The organism is Streptomyces verrucosisporus (assembly GCF_017114865.1).
In the GTDB taxonomy this organism is placed as follows: Bacteria; Actinomycetota; Actinomycetes; order Streptomycetales; family Streptomycetaceae; genus Streptomyces; species Streptomyces fenghuangensis.
In genome coordinates, this window is the sequence record NZ_JADEYH010000002.1 from 305,417 (window position 1) to 320,292 (window position 14,876).

Annotated in this window: 11 protein-coding genes; 5 read left to right on the top strand and 6 right to left on the bottom strand. The window is 74.1% G+C overall.

Features of this window, described 5'->3' with window-relative positions; all coding sequences use genetic code 11:
• Nucleotides 1-249: 249 nt before the first annotated feature.
• Complete coding sequence (locus tag IQ279_RS04375) at nt 250-792, bottom strand: GNAT family N-acetyltransferase (RefSeq protein ID WP_307792178.1); 543 nt, start codon at nt 790-792, stop codon at nt 250-252.
• A gap of 433 nt (nt 793-1,225) precedes the next feature.
• On the opposite strand from IQ279_RS04375, the gene IQ279_RS04380 reads away from it, so the two are divergent.
• Together IQ279_RS04380 and IQ279_RS04385 are read left to right on the top strand one after the other, a co-directional pair.
• The gene (locus IQ279_RS04380; RefSeq protein ID WP_206346941.1) at nt 1,226-2,263 is read left to right on the top strand and encodes a LuxR family transcriptional regulator; all 1,038 of its coding nucleotides are present in this window, start codon (nt 1,226-1,228) and stop codon (nt 2,261-2,263) included.
• Nucleotides 2,264-2,453: 190 nt separating this feature from the next.
• Nucleotides 2,454-3,755: a S8 family peptidase gene (locus IQ279_RS04385; RefSeq protein WP_206346942.1), complete on the top strand. Its 1,302-nt coding sequence runs from the start codon at nt 2,454-2,456 to the stop codon at nt 3,753-3,755.
• Nucleotides 3,756-3,968: 213 nt separating this feature from the next.
• Here the strand turns inward: IQ279_RS04385 and IQ279_RS04390 are convergent, their stop codons facing one another.
• Nucleotides 3,969-4,616: a TetR family transcriptional regulator gene (locus IQ279_RS04390; RefSeq protein ID WP_206346943.1), complete on the bottom strand. Its 648-nt coding sequence runs from the start codon at nt 4,614-4,616 to the stop codon at nt 3,969-3,971.
• 128 nt (nt 4,617-4,744) lie between these two features.
• Between IQ279_RS04390 and IQ279_RS04395 the strand changes: the two genes are divergently transcribed.
• The 3 genes from IQ279_RS04395 to IQ279_RS04405 all read left to right on the top strand — a co-directional run bounded on the left by IQ279_RS04395 (nt 4,745) and on the right by IQ279_RS04405 (nt 9,008).
• Entirely contained in the window at nt 4,745-5,581 is an 837-nt protein-coding gene (locus IQ279_RS04395; protein WP_206346944.1) for a VOC family protein, read from the top strand.
• A gap of 209 nt (nt 5,582-5,790) precedes the next feature.
• A complete protein-coding gene (gene afsK, locus IQ279_RS04400; RefSeq protein ID WP_206346945.1) occupies nt 5,791-8,322 on the top strand; it encodes a protein serine/threonine kinase AfsK in 2,532 nt (843 codons plus the stop codon).
• Between the two features lie 179 nt (nt 8,323-8,501).
• Complete coding sequence (locus IQ279_RS04405; protein ID WP_206346946.1) at nt 8,502-9,008, top strand: hypothetical protein; 507 nt, start codon at nt 8,502-8,504, stop codon at nt 9,006-9,008.
• Nucleotides 9,009-9,248: 240 nt separating this feature from the next.
• Here IQ279_RS04405 and IQ279_RS04410 read toward each other — a convergent pair whose 3' ends face one another.
• The 4 genes from IQ279_RS04410 to IQ279_RS04425 form a co-directional block, all read right to left on the bottom strand.
• Nucleotides 9,249-9,449 (bottom strand): hypothetical protein, encoded by a 201-nt coding sequence (locus IQ279_RS04410; protein ID WP_206346947.1) that lies wholly within the window; start codon nt 9,447-9,449, stop codon nt 9,249-9,251.
• 198 nt (nt 9,450-9,647) lie between these two features.
• Nucleotides 9,648-9,806, bottom strand: a complete 159-nt coding sequence (locus tag IQ279_RS04415; protein ID WP_206346948.1) for a hypothetical protein — start codon at nt 9,804-9,806, stop codon at nt 9,648-9,650.
• Between the two features lie 224 nt (nt 9,807-10,030).
• Nucleotides 10,031-12,982, bottom strand: coding sequence for an SARP-family global regulator AfsR (gene afsR / locus IQ279_RS04420; protein WP_206346949.1), 2,952 nt, complete (start codon nt 12,980-12,982; stop codon nt 10,031-10,033).
• Nucleotides 12,983-13,189: 207 nt separating this feature from the next.
• Nucleotides 13,190-14,722, bottom strand: coding sequence for a CehA/McbA family metallohydrolase (locus IQ279_RS04425; RefSeq protein WP_206346950.1), 1,533 nt, complete (start codon nt 14,720-14,722; stop codon nt 13,190-13,192).
• Between the last annotated feature and the right edge of the window lie 154 nt (nt 14,723-14,876).

A 14,876-nucleotide genomic window follows, 5' to 3' on the forward strand; every position in this document is an offset into this window, starting at 1 on the left:
TATGCCCCGCTTCCTCCCCCGGGTGCCCGGCCTCCGAACGCCGGGACGGCACCGCGAACCCGGCTTCCCGGGCCGGGGCCGGGGAAACCCGGTGCCGCGTCGGCCAGGGTTCACCCCGCTCGCCGCCTCCGGCCGCCTTGCGATCGCGTCCCCTCGGCCCTGGGGCCAGGGGCGCTCCCAGGCGCTGGGAGTGCCCCGGCCGGAGGCCGAGGAAGCCACGCCACCGGGCAAACCCTGGCCGAAACGGCGCTAGAACGGCAGCGACAGCAGGTGCACCGGGCCGGGCGGCCAGCCGGCGCCCTCGCGCAGCGGCGTCCACATGGTGCGCATCGGCATGGTCACCGGCCCGTCTGGCTGGTCGACGCGGACGTGCTCCTCCAATTCCCGCCAGCCCAGGGCTTCGTAGACCGGCATCCACTCCGGCCAGCAGAACAGCAGGCCGGCGTCGGGGCCCATACCGCGCGCGTGGTCCATCGCCGCGGTGACGACCGCCCGGGCCAGGCCCTGTCCGCGCAGTCCGGGGGCGACGATCACACCGCCCAGGCCCACCGCCTCGGTGCGCCGGCCCGCGACGGAGACCGGCACGGTCACCAGACCCGCGTGCGCGACCAGGCGGCCCTCCCGCCGGATGCCGAAGTGCTCCCGCTTGGGCCGCCACGCCATGACCAGCCCCTCGATCTGGTAGGGATCGGGGACACCCCCGCAGACCTCCTCCCGGTCGGCCCCGGTGAACTCCGGCAGCCGCACCACCGCGAACTGCTCCCCGCACGTCCTAGCGCTCGTCGTCGTCACACCCCGATCCTGCTCCGGCGGGGGGCCCGTCAATCCGAGAGGTGTGCGAAGGGAGCGGGAACGGGGGCGGGCGGGGAGCCGGGGTCCGCCGGGACACGGCGTCCCGGCGGACCGGCGGCCCCCCGGCGCGATGCGGGGAGGCATCGCCGATCGCACCCTTCACCGGCTCGCCCCGTGTGTCCGGACCCCAGGACGCGGGACCTGCGCCCAGGGGCCCGGATACCCGGAGATCGCCGCCCTGCCTCCGTGCGCTGTACGGCGCCCGGGGGGACCTTCCCGGGCGCCGGGCCGTGATCACCGCCACGGAAGCGGCACCACCCCGCCCGGAGGCCGGAGTCGAGGACCGGCCGGCGAGCGGTGTACGCGGACTTTGTACACCGGTGCGCGGACGGCCAGTGACACCTGCGGGACAGCGGCACTAAGGTGCCGCAGCGTGAGTCGCGACGGAGACGGGGCACCGGCGCAGGAGCCGTGCCCCGACACCCTGGCGGCCCATCTGTCCGCACTCGGCGTGGACGGCGGGGCCGTCGCCCTGTACGTGGCACTGCTGACGGGCCGCCCGGCGCCCCCGGCCTCCCCCGAGGCGCGGCGCGCGCTGCTCGCGCTCGGCCTGGCGGCGGAGGTGCCCGCCGGCGAGGGGGACGGCGGCGACGGGCGCGGCGCGCAGGATCCCGCCGTCGCGCTGGTGCCCGTACCGCCCGCGTCCGCACTGGAGTTGCTCTCCCGGCGTGAGACGCTGCGGCTGGAGGAGGCCCGCCTGGCGGTCGCGCGCGCCTACGAGCGCTACCGCCGCCGTACGCCGTCGGCCGTGGGCGGCACGGTCGCCGAGGAGGTGACCGGCGGCGACATCGAGCGGGTGCTGGGCGAGGCGCTGGGCGGCGCGCGGCGCGAGGTGCTGCGGTTCGACTCGCCGCCGTACTTCTGGGACACCGAGCGCGGCACCAAGGAGGAGGTCGGGCAGTTGCGCCGCGGGGTGCGCTACCGGGTGGTGTACACACGGGAGTCGCTCGCCCGCCCCGGCTACCTCACCGAGAACGTCCAGCCGTGCGTGGACGCGGGCGAGGAGGCCCGAGTGGTGTCCGGGCTGCCGGTGAAGCTGATGGTGGTGGACGACCGCGTCGGCTTCGTCTCGATGTCCATCGCGGACGTGGACGTCAGCCGCAGCATGCTCGTGGTGCGGCCGAGCGCGTTACTCGCCGCGCTGCGGGCGCTGTTCGAGGCGTACTGGGACCGGGCACTGCCCGTCCACCCCGACAGCGGGGCCCCCGCGCCGGGCGCCGCTAGGCCCGGCCCGGCCGAGCGCCGCATCCTGGCGATGCTGGTCGCGGGGGTGCCCGACAGCCAGATCATCCGCGAACTGGGCGTCAGCCGCCGCACGTTCTTCCGCCGCATGGAGCTGCTGATGGCACGGGCCGGCGCGGGCAGCCGCTTCCAGCTCGCCCTACAGGCGCAGCGGCGGGGCTGGCTGTGAGCCCCGGCGGCATGCGTCCCGGCCGGCACACACGGCCGGCCCGGCACAGAAGCGCACCGGGGCACGGCCGTGCCACGGCACCCCGGTGCCCCGTGGGTGACGCCCCATCGACTACAACCGTGAGCACTCTCCAACGCACACGCACACGCACCAACGCGCCAACGCACTCCCAGTGAAGAGGGAACACACCTTGAAGAAGGCCAGAATACCCCGGATAGCCGTCGGCGCCGCCCTGGCGGCGCTCGTCCTGACGGGCACCACCACCGCGGCGGCCTCGGCCGCCTCCCCCGGCCCGGAGCCCGCTCCCCTGGGGGTGGTCCGGGGCGCGGACGCCCCCGGCGCGCTGGACGGCGAGTACATCGTGGTGCTGAAGGAATCCGGCGACCGGGCCCGCGGGCCGATGACGGCGGGAGGCGTACGCGACCGGGCCGAGAAGCTGACCGGCGCCTTCGGCGGCGAGGCGGAGCGCACCTACTCCTCGGCCCTCAAGGGCTTCTCGCTGAAGGCCACCGAGAAGCAGGCGCGGCGTCTGGCCGCCGACCCCTCGGTGGCGTACGTCGAGGCCAACCGCGTCGAGCGCGGCGACGTCCTGCCGCAGGCGCCGGACCTGCCGTGGACGCCGGGCCCGTCGAAGGGGCCGGATGTGAGCGGCACCCTGCTGCAGGCGGATCCGGGCTGGGGCCTGGACCGCATCGACCAGCGAGACCTGCCGCTCGACGCGAGCTACGGCTACGGCGCCACGGCGCCGAACGTCACCGCCTACGTCGTGGACTCCGGCATCAACATCGCCCACGAGGACTTCGGCGGGCGCGCCTCCTACGGCTACAACTTCGTGGACGGAAACCGGACGGCCTCCGACTGCCACGGGCACGGCACGCATGTGGCGGGGATCGTGGGCGGTGAGACCCACGGTGTGGCCAAGGAAGTGAGGCTGGTCGCCGTGAAGGTGCTCAACTGCCAGAACTCGGGCACCACCGAGGGCGTGCTGGCGGGCTACGACTGGGTCGCGGAGAACGCCACCGGACCAGCGGTCGCCAATGTGAGCATCGGCGGCTCCGCGAGTGACGCCAAGGACGCGGCGGTGCGGAGGATGGTCGAGGCGGGAATCACCGTCGTGGTCTCGGCGGGCAACAAGGCCACCGACGCGTGCACCCAGTCGCCCGCCCGCGAGCCGTCCGTGATCACGGTGGCCGCGACGGCGCGGGACGACTCCAGGCCCAGTTGGTCCAACCACGGCGACTGCGTGGACGTGTTCGCGCCCGGCGCCTCCGTCCCGTCGGCCGGGATCGGCTCGCAGACCGCGGAGCGGACGATGAGCGGTACGTCGATGTCGGCACCGCATGTGGCGGGCGCGGCGGCGCTCCACGTCTCGAAGAACCCGGACGCCACGCCCGCGGCGGTGACCCGGGCGCTGCTGGACGCGTCGAGCGCCGACCGGGTCACGGGGCCGGGTGAGGGTTCGCCGAACCGGCTCCTCCACAGCCGCTTCTGACGCCTGCGGGCGTGCCCCGGGCACCCCGGGCACCCCGGGTGTCCGGGCGTCCGGATGCCAGGCATGAGGAAAGGCTCCCCGGGCGGCCGGTGACAGGGGCCGGCCGCCCGGGGAGCCGGGCACGGACAGGAACGGGACGAGCACGGAACGGGCACGGGGCCGGGCGGACCCGGTCGCGGGCGCGCGGATGCGCGGAGGCCGGGGCCCGGACGCCTACCGGCTGGGCCTTCGGCCCGTGACGCCCAGGTAGAGCAGATAGGCGAGGTTCGGCTTCAGGTCGGACTTCTTGGCGCCCCAGCTCTGTGCGGCCTTCTGCTGGCCGGCCACCGAGGTGAGCATCGACACCAGTGAGCCCGCGACGGCCGCCGGGCTGATGTCGGGGTCCGCCTTGCCCTTGGACTGGAGCTTCCCGATGGAGTCGGCCAGCGGGCCGGTGATCCCGCCGAGGACCTTCGAGCGGATCTTGGAGAAACGTTTGTCCCCCTCCGCCGCGCCCAGGTCCACCACCCGCAGGATCGCGTCGTTCTCCCGCCAGAAGGAGAGGAGGCCGTCCACCAGCTCCTCCGCCGTCCGCCACCCGGCCTTGCCCGTCCACGTGCGGTCGGTGGCCAGCTCGCTCAGCGAGGAGCTCTCCCGGGACATCTCCTCGGCCAGCTCCAGGACGGCGCCCTCCACGTCCGGGAAGTACTGGTAGAAGGTCGCGGGGGAGGTGCCCGCGCGCCGGGCGACGTCGATCACCCTGACGTCGCGGTAGGGCGACGAGCTGAGCATTTCGTCGAGGCAGGTGAGCAGCTTCTGCCGCGTCGCCTGGCCTCGGCGCCCGGCCACCCGACCGTCAACAGTTCGTACTTGTCCTGTCATGTCGTCAGCTTACCGAGGGATGATCAGGCCGCGATTCGACCGACCCCAAATGGGGTGATCTACTGCAAGAGGGGTGATACGAGGATAATGTTCGCCTGTCGGGCGCAACGGTGCGGAAGGAGCGGGAGATGGTCGCTGTCGAAGGCGCCTTCGCCGAGGGCGCACCCTGCTGGACCGACGCGATGCTCCCCGACCTGGAGGCGGGCAAACGCTTCTACGGCGAGCTGTTCGGCTGGACCTTCGGCGACCCGGCGCGGCCCGCCCTGCCCGGGCAGTCCGACCGGCCCGGGCAGGGCTCCCACACGGTCGCACTGCTCGGCGGCCGGCGGGTCGCCTCGCTCGTCCGCAAGCCGGACGGCCGGCTGCCGACGGTGTGGACGGTCTACCTCGCCACCCCCGACGCCGCGGCGACCGCCCGGCGCATCCGCGCCGCGGGCGGGCAGCTCGTCACCGAGCCCGGGACGGTCGGCCCGGAAGGGGTGGCGGCCACCGCCGTCGATCCGGGCGGCGCGGTCTTCGGCCTGTGGCAGCCGGAGGCGCTGGCGGGCTTCGAGGCGGTGCGCGAACCCGGCTCGTACGTGTGGACGGAGGTGTGCACCCGGGAGAGGGAACCGGTGGACGCCTTCTACCGGGAGGTCTTCGGCTACGTCATGTATCCGGCCGGTGACGAGAGCGCGGGCGAGGCGGCCGACGTCATGGTCTGGGCCCCGCGCGGGGAGCCCGCCGACGACGAGCACGCCGTCGGCAGCCGTACGATGATCGACGAGACGTACCCGGTGGAGATGCCCGCCCACTTCCTCGTCCACTTCGCGGTCGCCGACTGCGACGCGGCCGTCCGCGCGACCGTGCGCCTGGGCGGCCGTACGGTCGACGGCCCGCAGGACACACCCTTCGGACGCTACGCCGTCCTCGCCGACAACCAGGGCGCGCGCTTCGGGGTCCTGGACACCTCCACCGCGCCCTGAGCCCGGACCCGGCGGCGAGGACGGCGTAGCGTCCGAAGGAACCGGCCCCGTCCGGAGCCCGCCGGCCGGGGAAAGGGCGACTCACCGCCCCCGGGTTCGCAACCGAGGGCTCCGCCAGGAAGAATCGCTGTCGGACCGCGGGACCGGTACGGCGGTGGAAGGCTGCGCGGGGCGGCGATCGTCGACCCCGACGGGGAGGTGGCAGGCAAGTGGTGGAGCAGCTGACGCAGCACGATCCGCGGCGTATCGGCCCGTTCGAGGTGCTCGGACGGCTGGGCGCCGGGGGCATGGGGCTGGTCTACCTCGCCCGTTCGGCCTCCGGGCGCCGGGTGGCGATCAAGACGGTGCGCACCGAGCTCGCCGAGGACCAGCTCTTCCGGGTCCGCTTCACCCGCGAGGTGGAGGCGGCCCGCGCGGTCAGCGGCTTCTACACCGCCGCCGTCGTGGACGCCGACCCGCGCGCCGCGGTGCCGTGGCTGGCGACCGCGTACGTGCCCGCGCCGTCCCTGGAGGAGATAGTCAACGAGTGCGGGCCGCTCCCGGCGCAGGCCGTGCGATGGCTGGCCGCCGGCGTCGCCGAGGCGCTCCAGTCCATCCACGGGGCGGGCCTGGTCCACCGCGATCTGAAGCCCTCCAACGTGCTGGTGGTCGAGGACGGCCCGCGGGTGATCGACTTCGGCATCGCCTCCGGGGTGTCCAACACCCGGCTGACGATGACCAACGTCGCCGTCGGCACCCCCTCCTATATGTCGCCCGAGCAGGCGAGGGACTCGCGCAGCGTCACGGGTGCCAGCGACGTCTTCTCACTCGGCTCCACCCTGGTCTTCGCCGCCACCGGCCATCCGCCCTTCCACGGGGCGAACCCCGTCGAGACCGTCTTCATGCTGCTGCGCGAGGGCCCGGACCTGGAGGGCCTGCCCGACGAGCTCGGACCGCTCATCGAGTCCTGCATGCGCACCGAGCCCGACCAGCGGCCCACCCCGGCCGACCTCCAGGCGCAGCTCGCCCCGCACCTGTTCTCCTCCGGCGGCGACGACAGCGGCACGGCCTCCGCCTGGCTGCCGGCCGGCGCGGTGGCGCTGATCGAGCGGCACCGGGGCGGCCGGGCGCGGCCCGTGAAGCCGGCCTCCCGGCCCAGGCACCGGGCGCCGGAGCAGGCGCCCGCGGCCGCCCGCGCGCCGTCCCAGGCCCCTTCCCGGGCGCAGGCGGGCCACGGTGCCGGATGGCGGCCCCCGGCCGCCGACCCGCGGGGCGGGGGAGGGCCCGCCGCGTCCGTGGCCGCGCCCCCGGTGGCGCCGCCTCCGGTGCCGCCGCCCCCGCACGCCCCCGTCCCGCCGCCCCCGCACCCTCCGGCGGACGGCGGCTCCGTACTGCTGCCGGGCGCGCCGCTGCCCATCGGCCCCGGCCCCCGGCGGCCCCGGGCGCGCGTCACCGAGGTGAGCGCCCCGACGTCCTGGGTGCTGCGCGCGCCGGACGGCGCCGGTGCGGACGGCACCGGCGCCCTCGGCGCCACCGTGGCCCACCCACCGCCGCGCACCCCCTCCCAGACCTCCCCCCACAGCCCCTCCGGCGGCGCCGCGGGCGGCCCTGCGGGGGACGAGGCCGCCGCTCCGCCGCGCTGGCGGCCGTGGCGCTTCCGGATGTCGAACGACGTGTGGGGCACCCCGGTCGTCGCCGACGGCCTGCTGTACGTCACCTCCTTCGAGGTCCACGCGCTGGACGTGGCGACGGGACGGCGGCAGTTCAAGACCCGCGAGGTGGCGTGGTCGATGGCCGTCGGCAACGGCCGGGTCCACGCCTCCGACGGCCCGAGCCTGTACGCCCTGAACGCCCGCGACGGCTCCGACGTCTGGCGGCTGGCGGTGGACGGCTGGGTGTACGCGCTGCGTGCCGACCGCGGCACGGTCGTCACCGGCACCCGGGGCGGCGGCGTACAGGCGTGGGACGCGGCGAGCGGCGAGCGGCTGTGGGAGCTGTCCGGCGCGCAGACCGACTTCGAGACCGCCGAGGCCGGCCCGGTGATAAGGGGCGGCTCGGTCTACGTCTGGGGCGACGGACGGCTGTACGCCCTGGAGGCGCGCACCGGCGCCGAGCAGTGGTCGCACCCGGTCGGCGACTCCTCGGCCACCGGCGGCGTCCCGGTGCGGCTGCTGCCCGCCGACGACGGCGCGGTGTACGTCAGCGCCGGCTCGCGCGTCTTCGCCCTGGACGCGGCCACCGGAGCGGAGCGGTGGCGCTTCGACGCGCCCGCCGCGTTCCTGTGCCCGCCGGCCTTCGCACCGGGCGCGGCGATCGCGGGCGGCGGCGTCTACCTGGCCGACTACCTGGGCACGGTGTACGCGCTGGACGCCGCGAACGGCCACGACCGCTGGCGGATCGCCACCGAGTCCCGCCAGTCGGCCGAGCCGGTGGTGGTGGCCGACGGGCTGGTCCACCTGGGCAGCGGCGGCGCGCTCTACACGCTGGACGCGGTCAGCGGCACCCCCCGCTGGCGCTTCGCGACGGGCGGCGAGATCACCGGCGCACCGGTGTCGGCGGACGGCCGGGTCCACTTCGGCTCGGCGGACCACTGCCTGTACACGCTGGACGCAGTCGGGGGCCAGTTGCGCTGGAAGCTCGCCACGGAGGGCGAGATCACCGGATCGCCGGTGGTCGCGGGCGGCGTGGTCTTCGCGTGCAGCCGGGACCGCTGCGTGTACGCGCTGGACGCGGCCAAGGGGACGGGCCAGGCCCGCGCCTGACCCGTCCCCGCCCCCGTTCCCGTTCCCGCGTTCCGCGCCGTTCCGCCCGTTCCGTTTTCCGGCGAACCGCCGTGCGCGGGAACCCCGTTGGCCCCTCCCCGCGTGAACCCTGGTGGAAAGTCCGGCAGTCAACAGCGGGTGCGTACGCGCACCGAGCGTCCACCGGGGGAGAACGCGTCATGAAGCGCTCTGTGAAGCGCCATCTCAAGCTGATAGCCGTCGTCACCGTCGTGACGCTGGCCCTGTCCGGTTTCAGCCAGGCCCGGAGCGGCGGCGGCAAGGGCGGCGGCGGCCGGGGGAGCAGCAGCAAGAGCGGAGGCGGCGGAGGCGGGGGCTGCGGCAAGGACAAGGCCGGCAGCCGGTCGAGCTACAGCGGCTACCGGGGCACGACCGCCGGCAGCGGTTCCTCCGGATCCTCCGGCTCCTCGTCCCGCAAGGACGAGCCGGACGCCGAGATCATCTCGTGCGCCAGGGGCAAGAAGGGGACGGTGGTCGAGCTCTCCGACGGCGACGCCGGCATCTACACCGTCCGCGTGTATCTGGTCGACGACTTCGGGGACGCCATCGACGTCTCCTCTCAGCGCGTCAGCGTGGGAAGGAACCAGACCAAGCGCGTCGAGGTGAAGCCGCGGGACCCGAGCATGGTGGGGGCCGCGGACGACTGCAGTGTCTACGTGGTCGGCTGAACCGGTCCGGGTGCGGAGAGCCCCGGCGGGGACCGGCCGCGCGATCAACGGGTGCTGGGCCCGTATCAGGATGGCATGGGCACGACACATGCCTCGGCGCGCTCCGGCAAGCTCCTTCACCGAGGCGGAATATGAGGCTCCGTCAACGAGCCGGGGCGGAAACGCGACAGCGTTTCCGCCCCGGCTCGTTGACATGGTCCGCAGGTCTTCCGGACTGCCCGCAAGCCGTACGTCCTCGTCTCAGGCGACGTGGTTGTCGCTCTGTGTCTCGGCGGAGCCGCCGCATCCCGTTGTGGACACGTGGTTCTCACACGGCATCGGCGCGGATGTGTTCTGCGGTCCGACGGACACGTGGTTTTCGGCCATGGCCGGGGCGGCGGCGCCGCCCGTCAGGGCTGCCGCGAGAACGAAGGCGGCGAGAACCTTCTTCGAGCGAGTCATAAAGGCTCCTCTGTGGATAACGATGTTCCCCTTCATGGGCCAAACTAGCGATGGAGGGGCGGCCGTTCGATCTTCGTGGCCGAAAGTCCGTCCAGTAGTGGCGCGATCCGTCCGTCGCACACATTCAGGGACCAGCTTCGGCGATCCCCCCTCTGCATCGCCGCCGCTGGTCCCTGGTGTCCCCCGTCCGGTGTGGTCCTACTTCACCCCGTCACCAGACACGTGGTTGTCCTCCGTGCCGGCCGCACCGCCCGAGACGTGGTTGTCCTGAGTGGTCGGGCCGTCGCTGCCGGGGCTCGACACGTGGTTGTCCTGGTTGGGACCGCCAGTGATGGGCTTCTTGGTGGTCTCGCTCATACGGCCGACTCCTAGGTCTGGTGACGAACTGAATCCCGGGGGCCCGTCCGGCGGCTCCCCCGTGGGCCGCCGGACGGACTTCGGGCCGCTCATCCCGGTGGTACAGGGTGTTGGGCCCATCGACCTGCCTGCCCCCCGACGCGACGGGTCGATGGGTACAAGCATGGCGCGCGGCGATAAACGATCGATGAACGTCCGCCTCCGGCGGCAGACCCTTCGAGTCGCTACGCGGCGACGGCAGGAGCCAGTAACTTCCTGGCCTCGTCGGCTTCGGGGGAACCCAGGGAATCGAAGATGGTCAGTGCGTCCTGCCAGCAGGCACGTGCGCGGTCCGTCTGGCCCAGGAAGTCCAGCGCACGACCCAGGGTCATCAGTACCGTCCCACGTCGCCACTCACCGCCGATGCCGCGCAGCGCGAGGGCCTGTTCGGCGTGAGCGGCGGCCTGCGCGGGGCGGCGTGCCGCCAGGTGCGCCTCGGCCAGCCGCAGATGGGTCACGCCCTCCCACAGCGGTTGGCGGCTTTCGTGGAAGAGCGTGAGAGCCCTGTTGAGCTGGTCGAGGGCCTCGCTGACGCGCCCGGCACTCGTCAACGCCACTCCTAGGGCGTAACGACCGTTGGCCAGCCGCATGTTGAGCTTCATGTCGATGTAGATGTCCACACCCTGCTCGGCGAGCCGGATCGCGCTGTCGATGCGGCCGAGGGCCAGATGGATGCGGGAGAGGTTGCACAGGGCGCTGGCCTCGCCGGTGCGGTTGCCGTCGGTCCGGAAAGCCTCGATGGCCTGGTTCAGGTGCGCTTCGCCGTGCTCGTAGCGGCCCTGATAGATGGCGATGATGCCGCGGTCGTTGGGGGCGTAGCACCTGGGAACCGGATCGCCGGTGGACTCGGCGAGCACCATGGCGCGGTGCGCGTCTTCGTCGGCCAGGTCGAAGCGGCCCGCCACCGTGTGTACATGAGTGAGCATGATGTGGGCGCGGCCCTCGGCCCAGGTGTCTCCAGTGGTCTGCGCGGCTTCGTGTACGGCGGTGGCGGCCCGTTCGTAGTGCAGCGAGTGGGTGCCGGAGTCGGCCAGGTCCTTGGCCGCGATCAGCAGGTCGGTCGCGCGGCGCAGCGTGTCGCCGCCGACCGACTGCTCCACACAGGACAGCAGGCAGTCGGCCTCGGCGAACAGCCAGTCCAGCGCCGTGGCACGGCTGTCGAAAGCCAGGCCAGGACGGTCGGTGGCGGCCAGGTGTTCCACGGTGCGGTCGCCGGGGCGCTCCAGGGCGAACACGCCCGCCGCCGTGGCCAGGTAGAAGTCCAGCAGCCGGGACCGCGCGGCGGACCGCTCCGAGGAGGAGTCCTCGTCGCGCTCCGCGCAGGTGCGCGCGTAGAGCCGCACCAGGTCGTGGTAGCGGTAGCGGCCGGGGGCGGCCGATTCCAGGAGGGAGGTGTCGACCAGGGACTCCAGCAGGTCCTCGGTCTCCTCCGGAGCGCGGTCCAGCATGGCGGCGGCGGCGTGGACGGAGATGTCGGGGCCGTCGGCCAGGCCCAGCAGGCGGAAGGTGCGGGCCTGCTCCGCCTCCAGCTGGCCGTAACCCAGTTCGAAGGTGGCCTTGACGGCCTGGTCGCCGGCCTGGAGTTCGTCCAGGCGGCGGCGTTCGTCGGCGAGTCTGCGGGCCAGGAAGGAGACCGTCCAGGTGCGGCGGGCGGCCAGGCGGGAGGCGGCGATGCGGATGGCCAGGGGCAGGAAGCCGCAGGCGGCGACGGTGTCCATGGCGGCCTTGCGCTCGGCGCCGACCCGGTCGGCGCCGACGATCCTGGTGAACAGCGTCATGGCCTCCTCGGGGCTCATGACGTCCAGGTCCACCAGGTGCGCGCCGGCCAGGTCCACCATCCGCATCCGGCTGGTGATCAGTGCCGCGCAGCCCTCGGTGCCCGGCAGCAGGGGGCGGACCTGGGCGGCGTCGCGGGCGTTGTCCAGCAGGGCCAGGATGCGGCGCCCGGCCAGCGTCGAGCGGTACAGGGAGGCCCGCTCCTCCACCCCGTCGGGGATCGCGGAGTCCGGGGTGCCAAGGGCCCGCAGGAACGCGCCCAGGACCGCCTCCGGCTCCGCCGGTGCCGGGCCCGCCCCCTGGAGGTCGACGTAGAGCTGGCCGTCGGGGAAGCGGTCGCGGGCGGCGTGGGCGACGTGCACGGCCAGGGTGGTCTTGCCCACCCCGCCGATGCCCGCGACCGCCGAGACGGCCATGACTCGGCTCTCGGCGGCGACGAGCTGATCGCCCAGCTCCGACACGAAAGCGGTGCGGCCGGTGAAGTCCGGTACGGTCGCGGGAAGTTGCGCGGGCCGTACGAAGGTGGCCGTGCCCGGCGGCGCGGACTCCTCGACGGGCCGCGCCAGCTCCTCGTCGGCCCGCAGGATGCGCTGCTGGAGCTCGGCCAGCTCCGGGCGGGGGTCCACCCCCAGTTCCTCGGACAGCAGCCGCCGGGTGTCGGCGTAGACGGCCAGGGCCTCGGCCTGCCGTCCGCTGCGGTACAGCGCCAGCATCAGCAGCTCGCGCAGCCGCTCGCGCAGCGGGTGCTCGGCGGTCAGGGCGGTCAGCTCGCTGACCGCCTCGGCGTGGGAGCCGAGCTGGAGGTCGAGGTCGAGGCGGTGCTCCAGCAGGGACAGCCGCCACTCCTCCAGCCGGGTCCGCTGGTTCTCGGCGTACGGCCCGGGGAGGTGGGCCAGGGGCTCGCCGTCCCACTGCGCCAGCGCCAGGCCGTACAGCTCGCGCGCCCGGTGGCGGTCGCCGCCGGAGGCGGCCTTCTCCGCCTCCAGGGCGTGGGCGGCGGCCGTGTCCGCGTCGATCTCGGTGCCGGGCCCCGGCCCGATCGCGTAGCCGCCGGACTCGCTGACCAGGGCCTCGGCGCCGAGCGCCTTGCGCAGCCGGGAGGCGTAGGTGCGCAGCGCGGCCAGGGCGCGCTGCGGCGGCTTCTCGCCCCACAGCGCGTCCACCAGTTCCTGTGCGGTGGCCGTCTGTCCGCCGCGCAGCAGCAGGGCGGCGAGCAGGGCACGCTGCTGGGGCGAGCCGACGCCGACCGGCTCGCCGTCCCGCCAGGCACGCACCGGTCCGAGCACGGCGAAACGCAGCCGGTGACGATCGTTGTCCGGCTGCTGCAGTCGTTCGCGTCCGGTGTGCCCCTCGCCGTCCATGGTGCCCCCTGCGAAGTGTGACGACCCGCAGCGCACAGTGTGCCTTGTCAAGGGTCGGTACGTCAGCCGTGCCCCCGCCTCTCCTCACAGTCACCGCAAACCCGCGACGGAACCGATAGCTGATGCCCTGACAGATTTGGAGATGTCCGAACACGGTCAAATCCCTTGTTTGTTACGAGAGTTGACGCTCATCCGGACCTCCGGACGTCAAAGCGCCTCCAGCCAGAGGGGGTTGGTCATCGCGGCCATCGGGCCCGGCGGCCCCGCGCCGCCGCCCCGGCCCGGGTGGCGCACCTCGGCTCGCACATACGCGGCCAGCGAGGCGGTGGTGCGCCAGAGGACCGTGCCGGAGCCCGAGGCGGGCAGGCGCTCCGAGCGCATCTCGCCCTGGTCGGTCAGCAGCCGCACCGTGCCGTCCGGCACCCCCGACACCTCCAGCCGCACCACCACCGCGGCGTCCGGCGCGACGCGCAGCCGCTCCCCGATCCCGGCGTGCTCGCCGCGCGGGCCCGCGGCCGACAGCTCCAGCCCGATCCCCGAGGACTCCGCCAGCCAGCTCCGGCCCGCCCGTATGCCCTCCAGCACGGCCGCGCGCGACAGGTCCTCGGCGTGGACGACCGTCTGCGGCAGGCCGACGACCTGCGGCTCGCGGTGGGCGTCGCTGTTGCCCATCGCCGGTGTCCACCGCCCGCGCCCGTCCCCGCCTCCCCGGCGGCAGGACTCCACCAGCGTGTTGTCCCAGGCGGCCAGGGCCATCTCGTCGTCGGCCGTCCACGGCCCGTTCCACACCTCCACCGCGTCCGCCTCCGCGTAGCCGAACTTCCACTGGCAGCCCACGAACGGGCAGTTGGGGTGCGCCGGGACGACCAGCCCGCCCGCCCGGTGGATCCTGCGCACGTACCGCCCGTAGGCGTCTTCGCGGGCCCGGTAGCGCCAGTCGACGAAGGTGCCCGGATCGACGCCGAGCGCCAGGTAGTGGCCGTTGCGGGTGGTCACCTCCTCGCCGCACAGGATCAGCAGGTCCTCCCCCCACAGCCCCTCCCAGGCGCCGTGCCCGGAGGTGGTGTTGTGCTCGGTGGTGGCGATGAAGTCCAGCCCGGCGGCCCGCGCCGCCGCCGCGACCTCCGCCGGGGTGCGCCGCCCGTCGGAGTACACGGTGTGCAGATGGCAGTCGCCCCGGTACCAGGCGCGCCCCCGGCCCCCGGCCCGCTCCGGCGGATACGCCGGCCTGGGGGTGTGCCCCTGCTCCCCGTACCGCAGCGTGACGGTGACCTCGTACTCCATGCCCTGCGGGGCGACGGTGTACGGGCCCAGCACCACGTGCCAGGTGCCCGGCCGCACCGGGCCGGGCAGATACCCCGGGGTGGCCCGCTCGGCGCTGATGGCGAACTCCGTGCGGAAGCCGCCCGACCAGCCCCGGAAACCGCGCCCGCCCGCGGCCGTGCCGCGCTCGTCGAAGATCCCGATGTCCAGGGCGTTGCCCGGTGTACCGGAGGGCACGGCCGGCCTGTCGTAGGAGTACGAGACGGCCAGCTCCCGCACCCCGCGCGGCACCTGAACGGGCAGGTGGACGAAGTCCGGGGCGCCGTTGGGCAGATGACCGCGGACCGTCCTGCTCTCCTCGCCGCTCCCGCCTTCCCTCCCGCGCTCCCGCGCGTGCGCGAAGCTCACGCCCTGGAGCGTGAGCACGCTCGCCGCCCCCGCGGCGGCGGACAGCCCCAGTACCTCGCGCCGGTCCATGAGAACCCCCGCCCTGTCGCCTCCGATGTGGTGCCGGTCACTTTTCCACGTACGGGTGACGGGCGGGAGAAGGCCTGTGGACAACTCGTCCGACACCGTGTGACGGCGGGCGCGTCGGCGGGGAGCGGATGTGAGGGGCATCCCCCGCCCGCCT

Excerpts from the sequence above, each read along its gene's own strand:
- IQ279_RS04390 (WP_206346943.1), bottom strand. The coding sequence starts at position 4,616 with ATGACAGGACAAGTACGAACTGTTGACGGTCGGGTGGCCGGGCGCCGA.
- IQ279_RS04395 (WP_206346944.1), top strand. The coding sequence starts at position 4,745 with ATGGTCGCTGTCGAAGGCGCCTTCGCCGAGGGCGCACCCTGCTGGACC.
- IQ279_RS04405 (WP_206346946.1), top strand. The coding sequence starts at position 8,502 with ATGAAGCGCTCTGTGAAGCGCCATCTCAAGCTGATAGCCGTCGTCACC.
- IQ279_RS04410 (WP_206346947.1), bottom strand. The coding sequence starts at position 9,449 with ATGACTCGCTCGAAGAAGGTTCTCGCCGCCTTCGTTCTCGCGGCAGCC.
- IQ279_RS04415 (WP_206346948.1), bottom strand. The coding sequence starts at position 9,806 with ATGAGCGAGACCACCAAGAAGCCCATCACTGGCGGTCCCAACCAGGAC.
- afsR (WP_206346949.1), bottom strand. The coding sequence starts at position 12,982 with ATGGACGGCGAGGGGCACACCGGACGCGAACGACTGCAGCAGCCGGAC.
- IQ279_RS04425 (WP_206346950.1), bottom strand. The coding sequence starts at position 14,722 with ATGGACCGGCGCGAGGTACTGGGGCTGTCCGCCGCCGCGGGGGCGGCG.